The 22,509-nt window shown below is 68.1% G+C and carries 19 protein-coding genes; 11 read left to right on the top strand and 8 right to left on the bottom strand.

The genetic code is table 11. From position 1 onward, the window contains the following. The first annotated feature begins 300 nt into the window (after window positions 1-300). The 7 genes from AACG61_RS13425 (at window position 301) to AACG61_RS13395 (ending at window position 8,609) form a co-directional block, all read left to right on the top strand. On the top strand, window positions 301-1,863 hold the full coding sequence (locus AACG61_RS13425; protein WP_411837607.1) for a 2-isopropylmalate synthase: 1,563 nt from the start codon (window positions 301-303) through the stop codon (window positions 1,861-1,863). 199 nt (window positions 1,864-2,062) lie between these two features. After that, window positions 2,063-3,097, top strand: coding sequence for a rod shape-determining protein (locus tag AACG61_RS13420; protein ID WP_045982734.1), 1,035 nt, complete (start codon window positions 2,063-2,065; stop codon window positions 3,095-3,097). A gap of 22 nt (window positions 3,098-3,119) precedes the next feature. Continuing rightward, on the top strand, window positions 3,120-4,058 hold the full coding sequence (mreC, locus tag AACG61_RS13415) for a rod shape-determining protein MreC (RefSeq protein ID WP_411837606.1): 939 nt from the start codon (window positions 3,120-3,122) through the stop codon (window positions 4,056-4,058). Next, window positions 4,055-4,576 carry a rod shape-determining protein MreD gene (locus tag AACG61_RS13410; protein ID WP_411837605.1) on the top strand — a complete coding sequence of 174 codons (522 nt, stop codon included), beginning with the start codon at window positions 4,055-4,057 and terminating at the stop codon, window positions 4,574-4,576. The genes mreC and AACG61_RS13410 overlap by 4 nt, the downstream gene beginning before the upstream one ends. A 37-nt stretch (window positions 4,577-4,613) precedes the next feature. Further along, window positions 4,614-6,560, top strand: a complete 1,947-nt coding sequence (mrdA, locus tag AACG61_RS13405; protein ID WP_411837604.1) for a penicillin-binding protein 2 — start codon at window positions 4,614-4,616, stop codon at window positions 6,558-6,560. 4 nt (window positions 6,561-6,564) lie between these two features. Beyond that, window positions 6,565-7,704, top strand: coding sequence for a rod shape-determining protein RodA (gene rodA / locus AACG61_RS13400; RefSeq protein ID WP_411837603.1), 1,140 nt, complete (start codon window positions 6,565-6,567; stop codon window positions 7,702-7,704). Then, window positions 7,701-8,609, top strand: coding sequence for a 2-hydroxyacid dehydrogenase (locus AACG61_RS13395; protein WP_411837602.1), 909 nt, complete (start codon window positions 7,701-7,703; stop codon window positions 8,607-8,609). The genes rodA and AACG61_RS13395 overlap by 4 nt, the downstream gene beginning before the upstream one ends. 7 nt (window positions 8,610-8,616) lie before the next feature. Here AACG61_RS13395 and AACG61_RS13390 read toward each other — a convergent pair whose 3' ends face one another. The 4 genes from AACG61_RS13390 to folK all read right to left on the bottom strand — a co-directional run bounded on the left by AACG61_RS13390 (window position 8,617) and on the right by folK (window position 12,426). Beyond that, window positions 8,617-9,309, bottom strand: coding sequence for a DUF2062 domain-containing protein (locus AACG61_RS13390; RefSeq protein ID WP_411837601.1), 693 nt, complete (start codon window positions 9,307-9,309; stop codon window positions 8,617-8,619). 13 nt (window positions 9,310-9,322) lie between these two features. After that, window positions 9,323-11,437, bottom strand: a complete 2,115-nt coding sequence (locus AACG61_RS13385) for a RelA/SpoT family protein (RefSeq protein ID WP_411837600.1) — start codon at window positions 11,435-11,437, stop codon at window positions 9,323-9,325. A gap of 31 nt (window positions 11,438-11,468) precedes the next feature. Continuing rightward, window positions 11,469-11,825: a DNA-directed RNA polymerase subunit omega gene (gene rpoZ / locus AACG61_RS13380; protein WP_411837599.1), complete on the bottom strand. Its 357-nt coding sequence runs from the start codon at window positions 11,823-11,825 to the stop codon at window positions 11,469-11,471. Between the two features lie 70 nt (window positions 11,826-11,895). Then, window positions 11,896-12,426, bottom strand: a complete 531-nt coding sequence (gene folK, locus AACG61_RS13375; RefSeq protein WP_411837598.1) for a 2-amino-4-hydroxy-6-hydroxymethyldihydropteridine diphosphokinase — start codon at window positions 12,424-12,426, stop codon at window positions 11,896-11,898. A 180-nt stretch (window positions 12,427-12,606) separates the two neighbouring features. Here folK and AACG61_RS13370 point away from each other — a divergent pair, with 180 nt between their 5' ends. The 3 genes from AACG61_RS13370 to AACG61_RS13360 all read left to right on the top strand — a co-directional run bounded on the left by AACG61_RS13370 (window position 12,607) and on the right by AACG61_RS13360 (window position 17,000). Further along, window positions 12,607-13,158, top strand: a complete 552-nt coding sequence (locus tag AACG61_RS13370) for an NYN domain-containing protein (protein ID WP_411837597.1) — start codon at window positions 12,607-12,609, stop codon at window positions 13,156-13,158. A gap of 210 nt (window positions 13,159-13,368) precedes the next feature. Further along, window positions 13,369-14,505 carry a Hint domain-containing protein gene (locus AACG61_RS13365; RefSeq protein ID WP_411837596.1) on the top strand — a complete coding sequence of 379 codons (1,137 nt, stop codon included), beginning with the start codon at window positions 13,369-13,371 and terminating at the stop codon, window positions 14,503-14,505. 470 nt (window positions 14,506-14,975) lie between these two features. Then, window positions 14,976-17,000 (top strand): catalase, encoded by a 2,025-nt coding sequence (locus AACG61_RS13360; protein WP_411837595.1) that lies wholly within the window; start codon window positions 14,976-14,978, stop codon window positions 16,998-17,000. A 66-nt stretch (window positions 17,001-17,066) separates the two neighbouring features. Here the strand turns inward: AACG61_RS13360 and rocF are convergent, their stop codons facing one another. The 4 genes from rocF to AACG61_RS13340 form a co-directional block, all read right to left on the bottom strand. After that, window positions 17,067-17,990 carry an arginase gene (rocF, locus tag AACG61_RS13355; RefSeq protein ID WP_411837593.1) on the bottom strand — a complete coding sequence of 308 codons (924 nt, stop codon included), beginning with the start codon at window positions 17,988-17,990 and terminating at the stop codon, window positions 17,067-17,069. 25 nt (window positions 17,991-18,015) lie between these two features. Next, a complete protein-coding gene (gene metG / locus AACG61_RS13350; RefSeq protein ID WP_411837592.1) occupies window positions 18,016-19,734 on the bottom strand; it encodes a methionine--tRNA ligase in 1,719 nt (572 codons plus the stop codon). Between the two features lie 106 nt (window positions 19,735-19,840). Beyond that, window positions 19,841-20,554: a metal-binding protein ZinT gene (locus AACG61_RS13345; RefSeq protein ID WP_411837591.1), complete on the bottom strand. Its 714-nt coding sequence runs from the start codon at window positions 20,552-20,554 to the stop codon at window positions 19,841-19,843. Window positions 20,555-20,687: 133 nt separating this feature from the next. Beyond that, window positions 20,688-21,344 (bottom strand): GcrA family cell cycle regulator, encoded by a 657-nt coding sequence (locus tag AACG61_RS13340; RefSeq protein WP_411837590.1) that lies wholly within the window; start codon window positions 21,342-21,344, stop codon window positions 20,688-20,690. A 168-nt stretch (window positions 21,345-21,512) separates the two neighbouring features. On the opposite strand from AACG61_RS13340, the gene AACG61_RS13335 reads away from it, so the two are divergent. Further along, window positions 21,513-22,298: an ABC transporter permease gene (locus tag AACG61_RS13335; RefSeq protein WP_411839524.1), complete on the top strand. Its 786-nt coding sequence runs from the start codon at window positions 21,513-21,515 to the stop codon at window positions 22,296-22,298. Window positions 22,299-22,509: the final 211 nt, after the last annotated feature.

Here is a 22,509-nt window from a genome sequence, read left to right as displayed (position 1 = left end):
TGCGGGAAAGGATAGGCAGGCCCGGCGCGGGTGAAAAGCGCAAATGTGTCGCTACAATCCCGGGGCCGTTCCGCCCGTCGATCAGGGCTTTTCAAGCCGCCCCGACGGCGGCATAGTCGCACCATGACCCGGATGCGCCACATCGCCACCGCCCGCACCGCGCCCCATGGCGCGCGTCTGGCCGTGCATCTCCGCGGTCTGCTGCTTCTTACGCTGCGCTGAGCGGGTCTTCCGGGCCGCCGCTCAGTCAGGCCAGCGCCCGGGCAACCCCCCTGCAGACTTCGTAAGAAAGACAGACCGATGACAGACCAGAACCGCGTCGTGATCTTCGACACCACGCTCCGCGACGGCGAGCAGTCGCCCGGCGCCACCATGTCCCATGCCGAAAAGCTGGAAATCGCCGCCATGCTGGACGAGATGGGCGTGGACGTGATCGAGGCGGGCTTTCCCATCGCCTCGGAAGGCGATTTTGCCGCCGTCTCCGAGATCGCGAAACAGTCTAGGAACAGCGTGATCTGCGGCCTGGCCCGCGCCCAGCTGCCCGATATCGACCGCTGCTGGGAGGCCGTGAAGCATGCCCGCCAGCCGCGCATCCACACCTTCATCGGCACCTCGCCGCTGCACCGGGCGATCCCGAACCTGGACATGGACCAGATGGCCGAGCGCATCCACCAGACGGTGACCCATGCGCGCAACCTCTGCGACAACGTGCAGTGGTCGCCCATGGACGCCACCCGGACGGAACACGACTATCTGTGCCGTGTGGTCGAGATCGCCATCAAGGCCGGCGCCACCACGATCAACATCCCCGACACGGTGGGCTATACCGCACCGCGCGAAAGCGCCGCGCTGATCCGCATGCTGCTGGAGCGCGTGCCGGGCGCGGATGAGATCATCTTCGCCACCCATTGCCACAACGACCTGGGCATGGCGACCGCCAACGCCCTGGCCGCGGTCGAGGCGGGCGCGCGCCAGATCGAATGCACCATCAACGGTCTGGGCGAGCGTGCCGGCAACACCGCGCTGGAGGAGGTGGTGATGGCGATGCGCGTCCGCAACGACATCATGCCGTTCCAGACGGGCATCGACACGACCAAGATCATGGGGATCTCTCGTCGCGTGGCGGCCGTGTCAGGCTTTCCGGTGCAGTTCAACAAGGCCATCGTCGGCAAGAACGCCTTCCTGCACGAATCCGGCATCCACCAGGACGGCGTGCTGAAGAACGTCGAGACCTTCGAGATCATGCGCCCCGCCGATATCGGCCTGACCGAGAACAACATTGCGATGGGCAAGCATTCGGGCCGCGCGGCCTTGCGCGCCAAGCTGGCCGATCTGGGATACGAGGTGGGCGACAACCAGCTGAAGGACATCTTCGTGCGGTTCAAGGCCTTGGCCGACCGCAAGAAGGAGGTCTATGACGACGACATCGTGGCGCTTGTCCAGGATGCCGCCGCCAATACCGATGCCGACCATCTGCAGGTCAAGCATCTGCGCGTCGTCTGCGGCAGCGACGGCCAGTCGGCCGCGCTGACCCTGATAGTGGACGGGGTCGAGAAGCATGCCGAGACCACCGGCGACGGCCCGGTCGATGCCTGCTTCAACGCGGTGCGCGATATCTTTCCGCATCAGGCGCGGCTGCAGCTCTATCAGGTCCATGCCGTGACCGAGGGCACCGATGCGCAGGCCACCGTCAGCGTCCGCATGGAGGAGGAGGGCCGCATTGTCACCGGCCAGGCCGCCGACACGGACACGATCCTGGCTTCGGTCAAGGCCTATGTCGGCGCGCTGAACCGGCTGATCCTGCGCCGCGCGATGACCGGCCGCGACACAGATGCCAAGCAGATCAGCATGTATTCACACTGACGTGACGTCGGGGGCCGGATCGGCCCCCGACATGCCGTTCCGACCCGCAAGAAGCCGCCGCCCGGCGGATCGGGGCTTTTCGCATGGGCGCGGGGCCTCTATACGGGGCCTCGCCTGTCAGGGCGATTCAGGGCCGCGGGCCCTTCCACGACATCAGAACAGGGCAGGCCGGGCCAACCGGCAGGAAAAGGATACGGGCATGGCATTCGGCGGTTTGTTTTCGACCGACATCGCAATCGACCTCGGGACGGCGAACACGCTGATCTATGTGAAGGGCAAGGGCATCATCCTGAACGAGCCCTCGGTCGTGGCCTATCACGTCAAGGACGGCAAGCGCGTGGTCCTGGCCGTGGGCGAGGATGCCAAGCTGATGCTGGGCCGCACCCCGGGCTCGATCGAGGCCATCCGCCCGATGCGCGAGGGCGTCATCGCCGATTTCGACAGCGCCGAGCAGATGATCAAGCACTTCATCAAGAAGGTGTTCAAGCGCACGACCTTCTCCAAGCCCAAGATCATCGTCTGCGTGCCCCATGGCGCGACCCCGGTCGAGAAGCGCGCGATCCGCCAGTCGGTCCTGTCCGCAGGCGCGCGCAAGGCGGGCCTGATCGCGGAACCCATCGCCGCGGCCATCGGCGCGGGCATGCCCATCACTGAGCCCACCGGGTCCATGGTCGTCGACATCGGTGGCGGCACGACCGAGGTCGCGGTCCTGTCACTCGGCGACGTGGTCTATGCGCGTTCGGTCCGCATCGGCGGCGACCGCATGGACGAGGCGATCATCAACTATCTCCGCCGCAACCAGAATATGCTGATCGGCGAATCGACCGCCGAGCGCATCAAGACCAGCATCGGCACCGCCCGCATGCCCGATGACGGGCGCGGCGCCACGCTGATGGTGCGCGGCCGCGACCTCTTGAACGGCATCCCCAAGGAGATCGAGATCAGCCAGGCCATGGTCGCCGAGGCGCTGTCCGAACCCGTCCAGGCCATCTGCGAGGCCGTGATGGTCGCGCTGGAGGCGACGCCCCCGGATCTGGCCGCCGACATCGTCGACCGGGGCGTGATGCTGACCGGCGGCGGCGCCATGCTGGGCGAGCTGGACCTGGCGCTGCGCGAGCAGACGGGCCTGTCGATCAGCCTGGCCGATCAGCCGATGAGCTGCGTGGCCCTGGGCACCGGCAAGGCGCTGGAGTTCGAGAAGCAGCTGCGCCACGTCATCGACTACGACAGCTGATCCCGTCGCGGAGGGCGCCGGAATGGCGCAGAAGAGCCCCGATTTCGCAACCCCCGTCCGCCGCGTCCTGATCGCGGTGACGGTGCTTGCGCTCATGGCGCTGTTCCTGTTCTGGCGCATCGACAGCCCGCGCGCCGAAATGATGCGCACCGCCATGATCGACCGGATCGTGCCGCGGTTCGAATGGGCGCTCCTGCCGGTGACCAGGGTCAGCGAGATGGTCGCGGGCTTTCAGAGCTATGCCCGCATCTATGAGCAGAACCAAGAGCTGCGCCGCGAATTGCAGCGCATGTCCGCCTGGCGCGAGGCCGCCGTGCAGCTGGAGCAGGAGAACTCCAAGCTGATGGCGCAGAACAACGTGCGCATCGACCCGGCGCTGACCAGCGTCACCGGGGTGGTGCTGGTCGACAGCGGTTCTGCCTTCCGGCAGTCGGTGCTGCTGAACGTCGGCGCGCAGGACGGCATCGTCGAGGGCTGGGCCACGATGGACGGGCTGGGCCTGGTCGGACGCATCGCCGGGGTGGGCAAGCGCACCAGCCGCGTCGTGCTGCTGACCGACCCGTCCTCGCGCCTGCCGGTCACGGTGCAGCCCACGGGGGAACGCGCGCTGCTGACCGGGGACAACACGCCGCTGCCGCTGCTGGAATTCGTCGAACAGGCCGACAATGTGCGTCCGGGCGACCGGGTCGTGACCTCGGGCGATGGCGGGGTGTTCCCGCCGGGCCTGCTGGTCGGGCAGGTCGCGCAGGGCAGCGACGGGCGGCTGCGGCTGCGCATGGCGGCCGATTACGAACGTCTCGAGTTCCTGCGCGTCCTGCGGTCCCACCCGGCCGAGGCGGTGGTGGACAGCGGCGCGGTCGTGCGCTCGCAGGATCGAGGGCTGATCGGCCCGCAGCTGCCCGTCTCTCCGGTCGAGGCGGCCAGCGCCACCGATCCGCTGGACCCGGGCACCACCCCATGATCCAACTGCCAAGCCGCGCCTTCGTGCTGGGCACGCTGGTCTTTCTGGGCGTGGCGGCGATCCTGCTGTTCCTGCGCCTCCTGCCGCTGTCCACGGGCATCATGGGCTGGCCCGGCCCCGATCTGGGGCTGGCGCTGATCCTGGCCTGGGTGCTGCGCCGCCCCGACCAGATTTCGGCGCCCGCGATCCTGCTGGTCGTGCTGGTCGAGGACCTGCTGCTGATGCGCCCGCCGGGCCTCTGGGCCGCGATCGTGCTTCTGGGCTCCGAGGCCGCACGGTTGCGCGAGCCCCGTTGGCGCGACCAGCCGTTCATGGTTGAATGGTTGCGCGTGGCCGTGCTGATCGGGGCGATGATGCTGGGCTATCGCCTGGTGCTGGTCCTGTTCCTGCTGCCGGTCTCGGCCCTGGGGCAGGTGATCCTGCAGTTCCTGGCGACGGCGCTGGCCTATCCGCTGGTGGTGTTCGGGGCACGCTGGCTGATCGGGCTGCGGCGGGTCGCACGGCGCGACGCGATTTGACAAGGGCCGCGCGCGAACGCGCGGTCACGGAGGGGCGATGAAGAAATCCCAACGCGAGATCCTGGACAGCACCCGCCAGATCAGCCGGCGCGGGCTGATGCTGGCCGGCATCCAGATCGCCACCGTCACCACGCTGGCGCTGAAGATGCGCTCGATGCAGTTGGACCATGCCGAGGAATACCGGCTGCTGGCGGATGGCAACTCGATCAAGATCCGGCTTCTGCCGCCGTCGCGCGGGCTGATCCTGGACCGCAACGGCATCATCATCGCCGGGAACGAGCAGAACTATCGCGTCACCCTGACGCGCGAGGAGGCGGGCGGCGACGTGGCCCCGGTCCTGCACCGGCTGGCCCAGCTGATCCCCATGACCGACGCGCGCATCGCCGAGCTGACCGAGGAGTTCGGCCGGCGCAGCGCCATCACCCCCATCGTGCTGGCCGACCGCCTGACCTGGGAGCAGTTCAGCGCCATCGCGGTCAATGCGCCCTCTCTGCCCGGCGTCACGCCCGAATCGGCCCTGTCGCGGGCCTATCCGCGGGCGGGCGATTTCGCGCATGTGATGGGCTATGTCGGGCCGGTCAGCGATTACGACCTGTCGCGGATCGAGGACCCCGACCCGGTCCTGCTACTGCCCGATTTCCAGCTGGGCAAGATCGGCGTCGAGGGCCGGCTGGAGGAGACGCTGCGCGGCAAGGCCGGATCGCGGCGCGTCGAGGTCAACAGCGCCGGCCGCGAGATGCGCCAGCTGTCCCGCCAGGAGGGAGAGCAGGGCGCATCGGTCCAGCTGACCCTGGACGCGGCACTGCAGAACTATGCTGCGCAGCGCATGGGCACCGAGAGCGCCGCCGCCGTCGTCATCGACTGCGAGACCGGAGAGCTGCTGACCATCTGCTCCTCGCCCAGCTTCGATCCGAACAAGTTCGTGCGCGGCATCAGCAGCGCCGAATATCGCGCGCTGATGGATCACGACCACCGGCCCTTGGCCGACAAGACGGTGCAGGGGGTCTATCCGCCGGGATCGACCTTCAAGATGGTCACCCTGATGGCCGGGCTGGAGGCCGGGGTGATCGATGCGAACACCAACTTCTACTGTCCGGGCTACACCACGCTCGGCAACCGCCGCTTCCACTGCTGGAGCCGCGGCGGGCACGGTTCGGTCAACGCGATCAAGAGCCTGGAGGAGAGCTGCGACGTCTACTACTACGAGCTGTCGCAGCGCGTGGGCATCGACCGCATCGCCGAGATGGCGCGCAAGTTGGGGCTGGGCCAGCGCCACGACCTGCCCATGTCCGCGGTGGCCGAGGGCATCGCCCCCGACCGCGCCTGGAAGATGGAGCGTCACGGCCAGAACTGGCAGGTGGGCGACAGCCTGAACGCCTCGATCGGGCAGGGCTATGTGCTGGCCTCGCCGCTGCAGCTGGCGGTGATGACGGCGCGCATCGCCTCTGGTCGCGCGGTGCGGCCGCAGCTGATCCGGTCCATCGACGGCGTGCGCCAGACCCCGCCCGACTATCCGCCGCTGGAGATCAGCGAGGCGTCGCTGCGGGTGGCGCGGCTTGGCATGGATGCGGTGATGAACAGCTCGCGCGGGACCGCGCGCGCCTCGCGCATCCTGCGCGAGGACTGGCGGATGGCGGGCAAGACCGGCACCAGCCAGGTCCGCAACATCACCGCCGCCGAACGCGCGCGCGGCGTCATCTCGAACGAGCAGCTGCCCTGGGCGCGGCGCGACCATGCGCTGTTCGTGGCCTATGCGCCCTATCAGGCGCCGCGCTATGCGGTGTCGCTGGTGGTCGAGCATGGCGGCGGCGGCTCGGCCGTGGCCGCGCCCGTGGCGCGCGACATCATGCTGTTCGCGCTGAACAAGGGCCTGCCGCCGCTGGATTCGGTCCCCTCCGAACAGCGCGCCGCCATGGAGGAGCGTCACCAGGCCATGCAACTCTATCAGCCCGAGGCCCCGCGCCCCGGCCGCAGCAGGGCGTAAGGCGATGTCCTATCTCGACTATCAGGTGGCGCAGGTCCCGACCGGGTTCCGCAAGATCCTCTACATCAACTGGCCACTGGTCCTGCTGATCACCGCCGTCTGCTGCATCGGCTTCCTGATGCTCTATTCGGTCGCGGGCGGGCGCATGGACACCTGGGCCGAGCCGCAGATGATCCGCTTTGCCGTGGGCATGGTGATCATGCTGGGCCTGGCCTTCGTGCCGATGTGGTTCTGGCGCGGCATCTCGGTCGCGGCCTATGTGGCCTGCTTCCTGATGCTGGTGGCGGTGGACCTGTTCGGGGTCATCGGCATGGGTGCGCAGCGCTGGATCGACATCGGCCCGATCCGCATCCAGCCCTCCGAGCTGATGAAGATCGCCCTCGTGCTGCTGCTGGCGGCCTATTACGACTGGCTGCCGCTGAACCGGGTGTCGCGGCCGCTCTGGGTGCTGGTGCCGGTCCTGCTGATCCTGGCGCCCACGGCGCTGGTGCTGATGCAGCCCGACCTGGGTACCTCGATCATGCTGGTCGCGGGGGGCGGCATCGTGATGTTCGCGGCGGGCGTGTCGCTGTGGTATTTCGGGGTGGTGATCGGCGCGGCCGTGGGGCTGGTCGCGGCGGTGATGAACAGCCGCGGCACCGACTGGCAGCTGCTGCGGGACTATCAGTTCCGCCGCATCGACACCTTCCTGGACCCCACCTCCGACCCCCTGGGGGCGGGCTACAACATCATCCAGAGCCAGATCGCCCTCGGCTCGGGCGGGCTGTCGGGGCGCGGCTTCATGCAGGGCACGCAGTCGCGGCTGAACTTCCTGCCCGAAAAGCACACCGACTTCATCTTCACCGTCCTGTCCGAGGAGTTCGGCTTCATCGGCGCCTCGTCGCTCCTGGCGCTCTACATGCTGATCCTGGGCTTCTGCCTCTACTCGGCGCTGACGAACCGCGACCGCTTCGCCAGTCTGATCACCATCGGCATCTCGGGCGCGTTCTTCCTCTATTTCGCGATCAACATGGCGACCGTGATGGGGCTGCTGCCCGCCAAGGGATCGCCGCTTCCCCTGGTCAGCTACGGAGGGACCTCGCTGATGATCCTGATGCTGGGCTTCGGCCTCGTGCAATCCGCCCATGTCCACAGGCCACGATGAGGGTCCGCTTCTCCGCCCGCGAGGGGGCATGGGATGACTGGGCCCCGGCGCTGCGCGCGGCCTGCCCCGAGATCGACCTGCGGCGCGAAGGCGACCCGGCCGCATTCGACGCGATCATCTATGCGCCGGGCGGCGACATCGCGGATTTCACCCCCTATCGCAACGCGCGGCTGGTCCAGAGCCTCTGGGCCGGGGTCGAGCGCATCGTGGGCAACGCGACGCTGACCCAGCCCCTGGCGCGCATGGTCGATCCCGGGCTGCGGCAGGGCATGGCCGAATACTGCGTCGGCTGGACGATGCGGGCGCATCTGGGCATGGACCGTTATGCGCAGGACGGCGTCTGGCGCAACGGGCTGGTGCCGCCGCTGGCCGCCGAACGGCCGGTGACGGTGCTGGGCCTGGGCGCCCTGGGCGGGGCGGTGGCGGCGATGCTGACCGACCTGGGCTTTTCGGTCACGGGCATCAGCGCCTCGGGGCGGGCGATGCACGGCGTGCGAGCGCTGCCGCTGGAGCGGCTGGACGAGGGTCTGGCCACGGCGCAGATCCTGATCTGCCTGCTGCCCGACACGCCCGGCACGCGCGGCCTGATGGATGCGCGCCGCCTGTCGCTGCTGCCGCCGGGGGCCTGGCTGATCAATCCGGGTCGCGGCACGCTGATCGACGAGGCGGCGCTTCTGGACCGGCTGGCGCAGGACCCCGACGCCCACGCGGTGCTGGACGTCTTCGCGACCGAGCCGCTGCCTCCCGCTCATCCGTTCTGGGCCCATCCGCAGGTCACCGTCACGCCCCATATCGCGGCCGAGACGCGCCCCGCGACCGCCGCCCCGGTGGTGGCCGAGAACCTGCGCCGCGCCATGGCGGGGCGGCCGCTGCTGAACCTAGTCGATCGCGGACGGGGCTATTGAGGGCAGATCAGACCTGATCCCGGTCCGCGCGCGCCGCCTCGCGCCGGCGCACCGACAGGGCGGCGGCGCGGGCGATGCGTTCGGCCATCTTCTTGTCCCGCCGCCGCTGATAGGCCAGGAAGATCGGCACGGTCAGGTAATGCGTGATGATCCCGGCGACCGTTCCCACGATCACGCCGCCGACCATGTAGGGCCAGAACACCTGCGCCACGAAGTCGCCCAGGTTGTACCAGTGCATCTCCTCGGGGCCGAACAGGGCGCGAGCATTGTGCCACAGCTCTCCGGTGGCCTTGGTGAATTCGTGGAAAATGAACTGTGGGGACAGCTCGCCCTCCAGCCCCAGGATATGACGGCCCAGCCCGACCGAGATCAGCGCGATGAAGGGCAGCGTCACCGGATTTCCGACGAAGGTCGCCAGAAGGGCCGCCAGGATGTTGCCGCGGATGATCCAGGCCACCGCCGCCGCTGACAGGAAGTGGAAACCGAACAGCGGCGTGAAGTTGACCATGATCCCCGCCGCCACCCCGCGGGCGATGCGATGCGGCTGGTCGGGCAGGCGGCGCAGGCGGTGGGCGATATAGGCGCTGGACCGGCGCCAGCCGCCGCGCGGATAGATCATCTCGGTGGCGATGCGGCCATAGCTGCGCGGCTTGCGGCGTTTGAACACGAAGACCACCCGTTCGGCTGTCGGGGCGGGCAAGGGCCCGCCGCGGTCAGGGTTTCAGCGCCGCATCCCTGACCCGGGACACCTGCGCCACGTCGCTTTCCGCCTCCAGCGCGGTCAGCAGGTTGTGCAGATGCTCATGGTCGCGCAGTTCGACCTCGACCTCGATGCGGTAGAAGTCGGGCTTGCGCGCGATGAACTCGAGGTTCGAGATATTCGCCCCCTGCGCCCCGATCAAGGTGCAGATGCGCCCCAGCACCCCCGCATCGTGCCGGATGGTCAGGTTCAGCACCGTGGAATAGGCCGCCGGATGCCGCCCCTCGCGCCATTGCAGGTCGACCCACCGGTCGGGGCTGTCCTCGAACTCGGCCAGCACCGGGCAGTCGATGGCGTGGATGACCACGCCCGCGCCGCGATAGGTGATGCCCACGATGCGCTCTCCGGGCAGGGGGGCGCAGCAGGGGGCGCGCTTGAAGTTCGCGTCGGCCTCCAGCCCTGCGAAGGGGCGCTTGCCGTCGATCTCGTCGTGATGGTCGGCCAGCTCGGGATAGAGGACGCCCAGGACCTCCTTGGCGCTGTTCTCGGCGCTGCCGATGCGGGCCAGAAGCTCCTCGGCCGAGGGCAGGCCCATCTGCTTGGCCGCGGTGCGCAGCGCCTTGTCGGTGACCTTGCGGCCCACATGCTCGAAGCTGACGCGCACCAGCTCGCGCCCGAGGCGCATGAAGCGGTCGCGATCCTCCTCGCGCAAGCTGCGCCGGATCGCGGCCTTGGCCCGGCCGGTGACCACGATGTCCAGCCACGTCGCCTGCGGCCGCTGCCCCGAGGCAGAGATGATGTCGACCGACTGCCCGTTCTTCAGCCGCGTCCACAAGGGCACGCGGATGCCGTCGATCTTGGCGCCGACGCAGGAATTGCCCAACCGCGTGTGGATGGCATAGGCAAAGTCGATCGGCGTCGCGCCGCGCGGCAGCTGCATCACGTCGCCCTTGGGGGTGAAGCAGAACACCTGGTCCTGGTACATCTCCAGCTTGACGTGCTCCAGGAACTCGTTGTGGTCCTCGGTGTCGAAGCGGTCGGTCAGCTGGGCGATCCACTCGGCGGGATCGACCGCGAAGGGGTTGCGGGTGCGCACGCCGTCGCGATACGCCCAATGCGCGGCCACGCCGGCCTCGGCGACCTCGTGCATCTGGCGGGTGCGGATCTGCACCTCGACCCGCTTGCCGTCGCGTCCCGACACGGTGGTGTGGATCGAGCGGTAGCCGTTCGATTTCGGCTGGCTGATATAGTCCTTGAACCGGCCCGGCACGGCGCGCCAGCGGTGATGGATCACGCCCAGGGTGCGATAGCAGTCCATCTCGGTCCGGGTGATGATCCGGAAGCCGTAGATGTCGGACAGCCGCGAGAAGGCCAGCTGCTTCTCCTGCATCTTGCGCCAGACGCTGAATGGCTTCTTGGCGCGGCCAAAGACGGTGGCCTCGATCCCCTCCTTCTCCAGCTCGGCGCGGATGTCGGCGGTGATCTGGCCGATGATGTCGCCGCTGTCGCGCTGCAGGCTGACGAAGCGGCGGATGATCGAGCTGCGCGCCTCGGGGTTGATGACCTTGAAGGCCAGGTCCTCCAGCTCCTCGCGCATCCACTGCATGCCCATCCGGCCCGCCAGGGGGGCATAGATGTCCATCGTCTCGCGCGCCTTCTTGACCTGCTTGTCGGGGCGCATGGAGCGGATGGTGCGCATGTTGTGCAGTCGGTCGGCCAGCTTGACCAGGATGACCCGCATGTCGCGCGACATGGCCATGAACAGCTTGCGGAAGTTCTCGGCCTGCTTGGACTGGGTGGAGGACAGCTCCAGGTTGGTCAGCTTGGTAACCCCGTCGACCAGCTCGGCGATCTCGGCGCCGAACATGGCGACGACCTCGTCCTTGGTCGATCGCGTGTCCTCGATCGTGTCGTGCAGAAGGGCCGTCACGATGGTCGCGTCGTCCAGGCGCATCTCGGTCAGGATGGCGGCGACGGCGATGGGATGGGTGAAGTAGGGTTCGCCCGAATGGCGGAACTGCCCCTCGTGCATGCGCATGCCGTATTCATAGGCATCGCGGATCAGGGCGCAGTTGCTGCGGGGGTTGTAGTTGCGGACAAGGGCCAGCAGGTCTTCGACGTCGATCATGGTGCTGTCGAAGACCTCTGTGCTGGCGGTGTCAGGCGCGCTGGTTGGCTTCCAGCATCATGCGCAGCATGCGCTCCTCGGACTCCTCGTCCGAAGGTTTGGGACGGTCCACCTCGGCGCCCAAGAGCAGCGCCATGGCGTCCTCCTCGGGCTCGTCGACCTCGATCTGGGTCTGGGTCGACTCGATCATCCGCTCGCGCAGATCGTCGACGGGCTGGGTCTCCTCGGCGATCTCGCGCAGGGCGACCACCGGGTTCTTGTCGTTGTCGCGGTCGACGGTGGCGGGGCTGCCCGCCGCGATCTCGCGCGCGCGGTGCGATGCCAGCATCACCAGATCAAAGCGGTTCGGAACCTTGTCGACGCAGTCTTCGACCGTTACGCGGGCCATGGATCACCTGTGCAGTTGCGAATCGGACATTCGGGGCGAACCGGACTGATGGTCGCACCAGCCCGGAATGTCAAGCAAAACCTGGCGAATGGGCTGCGGCGACGGGCTGCATCCCGGCCAGGGCGTCCGGTCCCAGATCGGCCAGCATCGCCGCCACGCTGCGCCCGGTCAGCGGATGGCACCAGCTTGGCGCGACCTCGGCCAGGGGGGCCAGCACGAAGGCGCGGTCCTGCATCCGCGGATGGGGCAGCAGCAGGCGGTCCGGCGTGCGGCGCGTCTGTTCCGCCGCGGGCAGGTCGATCCAGGTGCGAAGCGTCGCGGCGTCGGGGCAGATCCGGTCGTCCAGCGCGATCAGGTCCAGGTCCAGCACCCGCGCGCCCCACCGCCCGGTGCTGCGGTCGCGGCCGTGATCGGCCTCGATCCCGTGCAGGCAGGCCAGCAGCTCGGCCGCGTCCATGGCCGTGTGCACCAGCGCCACCGCATTGGCATAGTCCGGCCCGGACCCGGCCGGGACGGCGGAACTCCGCCAGATGCGGCTGACGGCAGAGATTGAAATGCCCGGACGCTTATGCAGAATGCCCAACGTCGTGCGCAGGGTCACCACCGGATCCTGATCCGACAAGGGAAGGTTCGCCCCGAGGGCGACGATACCAAAAGACAGGTTAACCAAGCTTTCCTCATTCTTTACAGCTTCATGGCATGAGGCGGCAGACATCGTCAGGTCCCTCACCCTGGTCGCGCCCGTGCCGTGGACGCCCGGCTTTATCAAAGGCAACAGCGAATGTTCTACAAAGACGACAGGTTGGCGATCTTCATAGACGGTGCAAACCTCTATGCGGCCGCAAAGTCACTGGGATTCGACATCGACTACAAGCTGCTGCGCCAGGAGTTCGACCGGCGCGGCAAGCTGGTGCGGGCCTATTATTACACCGCGCTGCTGGAGGGCGAGGAGTACTCGCCGATCCGTCCGCTGGTCGACTGGCTGCACTACAACGGCTTCTGCGTGGTCACCAAACCGGCGCGGGAATACACGGACGGGATGGGCCGCCGCAAGATCAAGGGCAACATGGACATCGAGCTGACCGTCGATGCGATGGAGCTTGCGCCCCGGCTGGACCATGCGGTGCTGTTCTCGGGCGATGGCGATTTCCGCCCGCTGGTCGAATCGCTGCAGCGGCAGGGGGTGCGCGTCTCGGTCGTCTCGACCATCCGCAGCCAACCGCCGATGATCGCCGACGACCTGCGCCGTCAGGCCGACAACTTCATCGAGCTGGAGGCCCTGCGGGAGATCATCGGGCGCCCTCCGCGCGAGCCGCAACCCGTCGAGACGTGATGTGACGTAACGTCACAGCCCGTGATCCGCAGGCGTCAGGCCCGGCAATCGCAGCGATTGCCGGGCTTTTTCATCGCGGGCGACCCAATGTTTGCTGATCGATCAATCAAGTAATGATCCGTTCGGTTCGAATTGTGCTATACATATAGCCAGATGGTCCGCCGAGCCCGGCGTCAATAAGCCTGCCCTTTTTCAAAGGGCAGATCAGACATGACCAATACCGTCACCTGGATGTGGATCGGCCGCGCGCCGCAGATCAACACCACGCCCGGATCTCCGGCGACCGCGGCCGAGGCAGATGCGCTGACCGGGCTGCGCGCCGTCGGCCCCGAGCAGATCCGCCCGGTCAGCCTGGTCGGCGAGACGCGCACCATCTTCACGCGCGAGACGGGTTGGACCCAGGCCTATGCGACCACCTACAACGGCAGCCGCGTCAGCGACTTCTCCTATCGCGATCCGGTGGACGGCAGCCGCGAGATCAGCCAGATCACCGGCTTCCTGCGCGTCGACTATCGTCTGACCTTCCCCGACAACACGACCATGGATCAGGAAGGCGTGATGATCCAGATGCGCAACGGCGACAGGTTCTTCCGCCCGTCGCTGGACGATCTGCGCGACTGGCGCGACATCACGCAGCTCTACTCGGTCGAGGTCCTGGACGCGACGCCGCTGCCGGTCGAGACCTATGTCGCGCGCATCTCGTTCGCGCCCAGCATCCAGGACCTCATCATCATCTGCTTCGCGGCCGGGACGATGATCCTGACCGACCAGGGCCCGCGCCCGGTCGAGAATCTGCGCGCCGACGACATGGTCTGGACGCGCGATGCCGGCCATCAGCGGCTGCGCTGGACGGGCATGCGGCATCTGGACGCGGTGGACCTGGCCGCGCGCCCGGCGCTGCGCCCGATCCGCATCGCGGCCGGCGCGCTCGGCGCGGGGCAGCCCGAGGCCGATCTGCTCGTCTCGCCCCAGCACCGGGTGCTGATCCGTTCGGCCATCGCGCAGCGCATGTTCGGCACCGACGAGGTCCTAGCGCCCGCCTGCCACCTGACCGGCCTGCCGGGCATCGCCGTGGACGAGACGGTCGACGCCGTCACCTACTGCCACCTGATGTGCGAGGATCATCAGGTCCTGTCGTCGAACGGCGCGCTGACCGAGTCGCTCTATCCCGGCCCGCAGGCGCTGCGCGCCCTGGGTCAGGCCGCCCTGGACGAGATCGAGGCGATCTTCCCCGGCCTGACCACGCGCGACGACGCCGCCACCCCGGCGCGCGACCTGGTGCGCGGCGCGAAGGTGCGTCGTCTGGTCGAGCGTCACGTGGCGCAGGCGCGGCCTCTGGTCGGCTGACCCGCCCCGGCGGCGGGGGATGATGATGGTGCGGACGGCGGGACTTGAACCCGCACTTCCTTGCGGAAAACAGATTTTCGTACCACTTCGACTTTCGCCGCCGGACCCTGGGCCCGTTCGTGGTCTGGACTATCCCTTCGCCATGGTCCGAAGACGTTAGGCGCCGCCCGTCTAGTCTCTACACCTTCCCCGGATCGGGGCTTGGCTCGGGATTGGCACGGCGGGTCGCGACCCCCCACAGCGTTCCCCGAATTTGAGCGGTTCTGCACCGGGGGTTTCCCGCCCGGGCACTCCAATTGTCAAAGTCTGGTGCGTCTACCGATTTCGCCACGTCCGCATCATCATCACCTCTGCATATCGCAGGACCGGCGCCGCAGGGCAAGCCAGTGAACAAACCATAGTCAACCGAATCCGGAACCCTTGGGGGCGGGCGCTGTTGGGCCGGGACAGCGCCAGCAGAGGAGCATGCCATGTCCCGCATCACCGAGAGCCGAGGCACCGGAGGAGAGACCCGCCAGACCGGCGGTGAGGCCCTGACCACCAATCACGGCGTCCCCATCGGCGACAACCAGAACAGCCTGCGCGCGGGGGCGCGCGGCCCCACCCTGCTGGAGGACTTCGTCCTTCGCGAAAAGATTTTCCATTTTGACCATGAGCGCATTCCGGAGCGGATCGTCCATGCCCGCGGCTCGGGCGCGCATGGCTATTTCGAATGCACCGACCCGATCCCGGAGCTGACCCGCGCGGGCGTTCTGGCCAAGGCCGGCCGCACGCCGGTCTTCGTGCGCTTCTCGACCGTGGCGGGCGGTGCGGGCAGCGTGGACACGCCCCGCGACGTGCGCGGATTTGCGGTCAAGTTCTATACCGAGGAAGGGAACTGGGACCTGGTCGGCAACAACATCCCGGTCTTCTTCATCCAGGACGCCATCAAGTTTCCCGACCTGATCCATTCGGTCAAGATGGAGGCCGACAAGGGCTATCCCCAGGCCGCCAGCGCGCATGACACGTTCTGGGACTTCGTGTCGCTGATGCCCGAATCCATGCACATGGTCATGTGGGCCATGTCGGACCGGGGCATCCCGCGCAGCCTCCGCATGATCGAGGGCTTTGGCGTCCATACCTTCCGGCTGGTGAACGCCGAGGGACGGTCCACCTTCGTCAAGTTCCACTGGAAACCGCGCCTTGGCCTGCAGAGCCAGACTTGGAACGAGGCGGTCAAGACCGCGGGGGCCAATCCCGATTATCACCGTCAGGACCTCTACGAGGCGATCGAGGCGGGCGATTTCCCGGAATGGGATCTGGGCATCCAGACCTTCGACGCGGAATGGGCGGCACAGCAGCCCTATGACGTACTGGACGCGACCAAGCTGATCCCCGAGGAGGACATCCCTGTCCGCATCGTCGGGCGCATGGTGCTGGACCGCAACCCGGACAACTTCTTCGCCGAGACCGAGCAGGTCGCCTTCCTGCCGTCGAACGTGGTTCCGGGGATCGACTTCACCGACGATCCGCTGCTGCAGGGGCGGCTGTTCAGCTATCTGGACACGCAGAAGTCGCGGCTTGGCACGACGAACTTCCACCAGATCCCGGTCAATGCGCCGAAATGCCCGATGCACAATTTCCAGCGCGACGGGATGATGCAGATGGCCGTGCCCAAGGGCCGCGCGAATTACGAGCCGAACAGCCTGGATCAGGCGGGCGAGGACCCCGGTCCCCGCGCCAGCGATCAGGGCTTTGCCACCGTGCGGTCGATGACCGAGCTGGGCAACGACCCTGCCGAGAAGCTGCGCGTGCGGTCCGAGACCTTCGCCGACCATTACAGCCAGGCGCGGCTGTTCTATCGCAGCCAGACCGAGGTGGAGCAGCGCCACATCGCCGATGCGATCACCTTCGAGCTGTCGAAGGTCGGGTTGGAGCATGTGATCCGCCGCGTGCTGGGCCATCTGCGGGTCGTGGACGAGGAACTGGCCGAGATGGTGGCCGAGGGTCTGGCTGAGGACCTGCCCGATGCCGCCGTGCCCGCGCGCGAACCCGTGGACATGGCGCCGTCGGACGCTCTGTCGATCATGAAGCAGGCCAAGGCGACGCTGAAGGGGCGCAAGGTCGGCATCCTGATCGGGGAGACGGGCGACACGGACCGTGCCGAGGCCATCCGCGACGCGGTCGAGGCCGAGGGCGGCAGCGTGGTGATGATCGCCAAGGCGCGCGGCCAGGCCGATGCGCAGCTGGCGGGATCGCCGTCGGTGCTGTTCGATGCGGTGGCGCTGGTGCTGGGGGCCGAGGACGGGGCGAAACTGGCCAAGTTCAAGCCGGCGGTCGATTTCGTTTCGGACGCCTTCGCGCATCTGAAGGCGATCGGGGCGGACGAGGCCTCGGCCAAGCTGCTGGCGGCGGCCGGGGTGGTGCCGGACAAGGGCGTGACCAAGCTGGAGCCCGCAGCCTTCGTCGCGGCGGCGGCGCAGCGGTTCCATGACCGCGAGGCGAAAGTCTGGTGAGAAAGGCCGGGGGCTTCGCGCCCCCGGACCCCCGCGGGATATTTGAGTGAAGAAGAAGCGGCGCGGTCAGCCGTAGCTGCGGGTCGGGCGGTCGAAGACCTTCCGGCCCATCAGGCTACCCACCAGATCGACCATCAGTCGCGCGGTGCGGCCGCGTTCGTCGAGGAAGGGGTTCAGCTCCACGAGGTCGAGCGACGTGACCAGGCCCGATTCGTGCAGCAACTCCATCACCAGATGCGCCTCGCGGAAGGTCGCGCCGCCGGGGACCGTCGTGCCGACCGCAGGCGCGATCGAGGGGTCGAGGAAGTCCACGTCCAGGCTGACATGCAGCAGCCCGTCCGCCGCACGCACCCTGTCCAGGAAGGCGCGCAGGGGCGCGACGATGCCCTGTTCGTCCAGTACGCGCATGTCGTTCACGGTGATCTCGGTCGGCTCCATCGCGGCATGTTCGGCAGGATCGACGCTGCGGATGCCGAACATGCAGATGTTCTCGCCGGGGATCGGCGCGGGGAAGGGCGGGAAGGGGTCGAATCCCGGCATGCCGTTCGCATAGGCCATCGGCGTGCCGTGCAGGTTGCCCGAGGTCGTGCTGGCGACGGTATGGAAGTCGCTATGCGCGTCCAGCCAGATCACGAACTGCTGGCGGCCCTGCGCCTGCGCATGGGCGGCCACGCCTGCGACCGTGCCCAAGGCCAGCGAATGGTCGCCCCCCATGATGATCGGCATGCCGTGGGGCAGGGCGTCTTCGGTCGCGCGGTGCAGGGCGCGGGTCCAGGCGATGGTCTCGGGCAGGTGATGGACCGCCGGGTTGGCGCAGGTCTCGCCGCCCGGTGCGTCGGGCGTGACGTCGCCCCGGTCCTCGACGCTGTGGCCCAGGGCCTGCAGCGTCGCGGCAAGGCCTGCCGTGCGATAGGCGGCGGGGCCCATCAGGCAGCCGGGGCGGCGCTGCCCCTCGTCCACGGGGGCTCCGATCAGGATGCAGTGGGTCATGGCGCTCTCCGGTCTGGGGCTGGGGTCAGGCGCGCACGCCCTGGAAGCGGGCTTCCCAGGCAGCGCGGTCGTCGTCGCCGATCTTGGCGAACATCACCTCGGGAACGGTGAAGGCATGGCCGGGGGCCAGCGCTTGGAGGTCGTGGGCGATGTCCTGCGGCCATTCGGCACCGGTCGCGCCCATCGCCTGCAGCATGCCCTCCGCCGCGAAGGGGATGAAGGGCGCCGACAGTACGCCATAGAGGCGCACGAGGTTCAGGCCCATGCGTACCTGCATCGCGGCCTGTTCGGGATCGGTCTTGAAGACCGTCCAGGGCGCGGCCGCCTGCAGATATTCGTTGCCCAGAACCCAGATGGCGCGCAGTTCCGAGGCGGCCTTGCGGACCTCCATCGCGGCCATGTTGGCCTCGTAGGTGCGGATGCGCGCGGTCAGCGCCTCGATCAGCGCCTGTTCGGCCGGGCCGTAGGCGGGGCCTTCGGGGACCGCCTCGCCGAACTTGGCGCGGCAGAACTTGGTGATGCGGCTGACGAAGTTGCCCAGCACGTCGGCCAGGTCCTTGTTCACGGATTGCTGGAAATTCTCCCAGGTGAATTCGCTGTCGCCGGATTCGGGGGCGTGGGACAGGAGCCACCAGCGCCAGTAATCGGCGGGCAGAATCTCCAGCGCGTGGTCCATGAACACGCCGCGACCCTGCGAGGTGCTGAACTGTCCGCCCTGATAGGTCAGGTAGTTGAAGGACTTGATGTAGTCGACCATCTTCCACGGCTCGCCCGAGCCGATCAGGGTCGCGGGGAAGGAGAGCGTGTGGAAGGGCACGTTGTCCTTGCCCATGAACTGGGTGTAGGTCACGTCCTCCGCGCCCTCATCCAGACGCCACCAGCGGCGCCAGGCGGCGTCGTCGGCGCCCGCCGCATCGGCCCATTCCGCGGTCGCCGCGATATATTCGATGGGCGCATCGAACCAGACGTAGAAGACCTTGCCCTCCATCCCCGGCCAGTCCTCATCGCCGCGCCGGACCGGCACGCCCCAGTCCAGGTCGCGGGTGATGCCGCGGTCCTGCAGCCCGTCGCCGTCGTTCAGCCATTTCCGCGCGATGGAGGTCGTCAGGATCGGCCAGTCGGTCTTGGCGTCGATCCAGGCTGCGATCTCGCCCTTCAGGGCGGATTGGCGCAGGTAGAGGTGCTTGGTCTCGCGCACTTCCAGGTCGGTGGAGCCGCTGATGGCGCTGCGGGGGGCGATCAGGTCGGTCGGGTCCAACTGCTTGGTGCAGTTCTCGCACTGATCGCCGCGGGCCTTGTCATAGCCGCAATTGGGGCAGGTGCCCTCGATGTAGCGGTCCGGCAGGAAGCGGCCGTCGGCATGGGAATAGACCTGGCTCTCCACCACCTCGCGGATATAGCCCTGATCGGCCAGGCGGCCGGCAAAATGCTGGGTCAGCGCGCGGTTGCGGTCGCTGGAGGACCGGCCGTAATGGTCGAAGGACAGTCCGAAGCCGTCGGCCAGCGCCTTCTGTTCGGCATGCATGCGCGCGCAATAGTCGGCCACGGCCTCGCCGGTCTTGGCGGCGGCCAGCTCGGCCGGGGTGCCGTGTTCGTCGGTGGCGCAGATGAACATCACCTCATGGCCGCGCGCCCGCAGATAGCGGGCATAGAGGTCGGCCGGCAATTGCGAGCCGACGAGGTTGCCCAGATGCTTGATGCCGTTGATGTAGGGCAGGGCCGAGGTGATCAGGTGGCGGGCCATGGTGCGTCCTTTCGGGGTCGCGTCTCTCTAGCCGCGTTGCGCCCGGTTGAAAAGTGCGCCGTGGCGTGCCGACCCCACCGCGCGGCGGGGCCGGGGCGGCGGGGGCTCAGTGGGCCAGCATCTCCTCCACGATCTGCTCGGGGGTCATCGCGGCGGGATAGTAGGTGGGCCAGTTCGTCACCTCCTCCAGCAGCGCCGCGCGGTCGTCGCCCCAATAGAGGTGGAAATGGCCGGCCTGCGCCGGTGCGATGCCATGGTCGCTGAACTGGATGAAGGCCGGGGCGCCGGCATCGCCCGCGGTCTTGGCGAAGACGTAGCGGACGCCGCGATTGCCGCGCGCATAGGTCAGCACCTCGAACCCGTCATCGGCATAGGTGCCCGAGACCTGCGTGCCCCCCGCGTGGAAGGTCACCACATCCCCGTCGATCGTGATCCGGTCCGTGTCGGTCGCATAGCCGGTGCGGTAATAGTCGGTGTATTCCTCGGCGGTCCTATCGCCGTTCTCGGCCTTGCGCGCCATCACCGGAGCCAGCGTGCCGTCCTGCAGCAGCGGAAAGACCGACTGCCAGTCGCCGGCGTAATCCGACAGGGGCCGGGCCTCGATCTGATCGTCGTCGAAATATCCGTCATAGATGGCCTGGGCCTCGGCGCTTCGGGGATGGGCGTGATCGTGCCCATGGCCGTGATCGTGGTCGTGGGCGTGCTCATGGTCGTGGGCATGATCATGCGCGGGGGCGCCGTCCTTGGCCAAGGCAGGTCCGGTCAGCGCGATCGCGGCGGCCATGACAAGGCGTGCGGTGAGGGGGAAGCGGAGGGGCATCGGACCGGTCCTTCTGTGGTCGTTCGAATCATGCAATGATATATCATCACATAATCGGAACGCAGTAGGCGGCGCGGAGGGGCTTGGCAAGACCGTATGGGTCGGGCGGGCCGGGCGGCCCGCCACGACGGGATCAGCGCCGACGGTCGCGGCGGCTGCTCATCGGCTGGAAGGCGACGCCGACATGGGCCTCGCAATAGGGCTTGCCCGCGACCGAGGGCAGGCCGCAGAACCAGAACTTGTCGGTGGCCGGATCGCCGATCGGCCATTTGCAGGTCCGCTCGGTCAGTTCCATCAGGGTCAGCTTGCGGGCGCGCTTCTCGACCTCGCGGACCGAGGCGAGGGCCTCGGGGCTGATCTCGTTCGCGGAAGGCTGCGGCGGCAGCGGCTGGCCCGCGGGCACGATGGGCCGGCGCGGGATCGGCACGAAGGCGGGCTGGGTCGCCACCTCGGGCTCGGGGCGCGTGGGGGCTGCCGCGGGTTCGGGGCGGGCGGGCTGGACGGGCTCGGCCTGGGGCGCGCGCTGGACCGTCTCGGGCTGGGGCGCGGGCTGGGCGGGGGCGGGCTGAGCCGCGGCGGCCGGACGGGCGGCGGGCCTCGCCTCGACCACCGGCTCGGGGGCGGGGGCTGCCTCGGGCTCCTCGTTGCGGTTCGACAGTCCGAGGCGGTGGACCTTGCCGATCACCGCGTTGCGCGTCACGCCGCCCAGCTCCTTGGCGATGGCGCTGGCGGACTGGCCCTCGGACCACATGCGCTTCAGCGTCTCGACACGTTCATCCGTCCAGGACATGGCAGCCTTTCCGGGCGGGTCTGACCTGCCGCCCCATCTTGTAACCTGCGATTGGTCCCGTCACATACGGGATGCCGAGATTTAGCCGCCATGCGCCACAAATTCAAGGACCGCCAGATGACCGAGGCCCGCACCCCCGCCATGCCGCCCCTTTCCGAAAGCCCCGCGATGGGGGTGCGCCGGTTCGGTTGCGTGAACTGGCTGGGCCTTGCCACGCTGGCGCGGCGTGAGGTCATGCGCTTCATGGCCGTCTGGCAGCAGACGATCTTTGCGCCGCTGATGACGGCGGGGCTGTTCGTGGTGGTCTTCGCGCTGGCCCTGGGTCAGGGGCGCGGAGAGATCATGGGCCTGCCCTATCTGGTCTTCCTGGGGCCGGGCATCCTGATGATGACGGTGATCCAGAACGCCTTCGCCAACACCTCCAGCTCGATCACCGCGGCCAAGGTGCAGGGCAACATCGTCGACACGCTGATGCCGCCCCTGTCGGCGGGGGAGCTGCTGGCGGGCTATCTGACCGGGTCGGTGGTGCGGGCGGGGCTGGTGGCCACGGTGATCGGCACGGGCATGGTGCTGGTCACCGGACGCGGCATCGCGCATCCCGGGTGGGCGGCGCTGTTCGTGCTGCTGGCGGCGCTGATGCTGGGAGGCTTGGGCATCCTGGCTGGGATCATGGCGCAGAAGTTCGACCAGATGGCGGCGATCACCAATTTCGTCATCACGCCGCTGAGCTTCCTGTCGGGCACCTTCTATTCGGTGCAGGCGCTGCCGCAGCCCTTCAACACGCTGTCGCACTGGAACCCGATCTTCTACCTGATCGACGGGGCGCGCTATGGCGTGACCGGGGTCAGCGACGCGCCGGTCTGGCGCGGCGCGCTGATCTGCGCGGGCGTGGTCGCGGCGGTGCTGACCCTGGCGTGGCGCTGGCTGCGGTCCGGCTATCGCATGAAGCCCTGAACCCCGGCGCGGCGCGGCGCGGGCGGCATGCGGGCGGTGTTCACCGGATGTTTCGGCACAGCCGCCCCGCCGGATCGGGAAACGAGACCTCCGGACGGTTTTCGCGCTTGCGCAGGGGGGCAAAGCTGCGCATCCTTCGCGCCATGAGCAAGCGACGCGCCCGTTCCAACCGACGCTGATGCGACCTGACCGGTCCGCATCCCTGATCGCC

This window comes from Paracoccus sp. ME4, assembly GCF_046736325.1.
Lineage (GTDB): Bacteria > Pseudomonadota > Alphaproteobacteria > Rhodobacterales > Rhodobacteraceae > Paracoccus.
The sequence above is the reverse complement of the archived record's forward strand: the minus strand, read 5'-3'. Positions and strand labels throughout refer to the sequence as shown.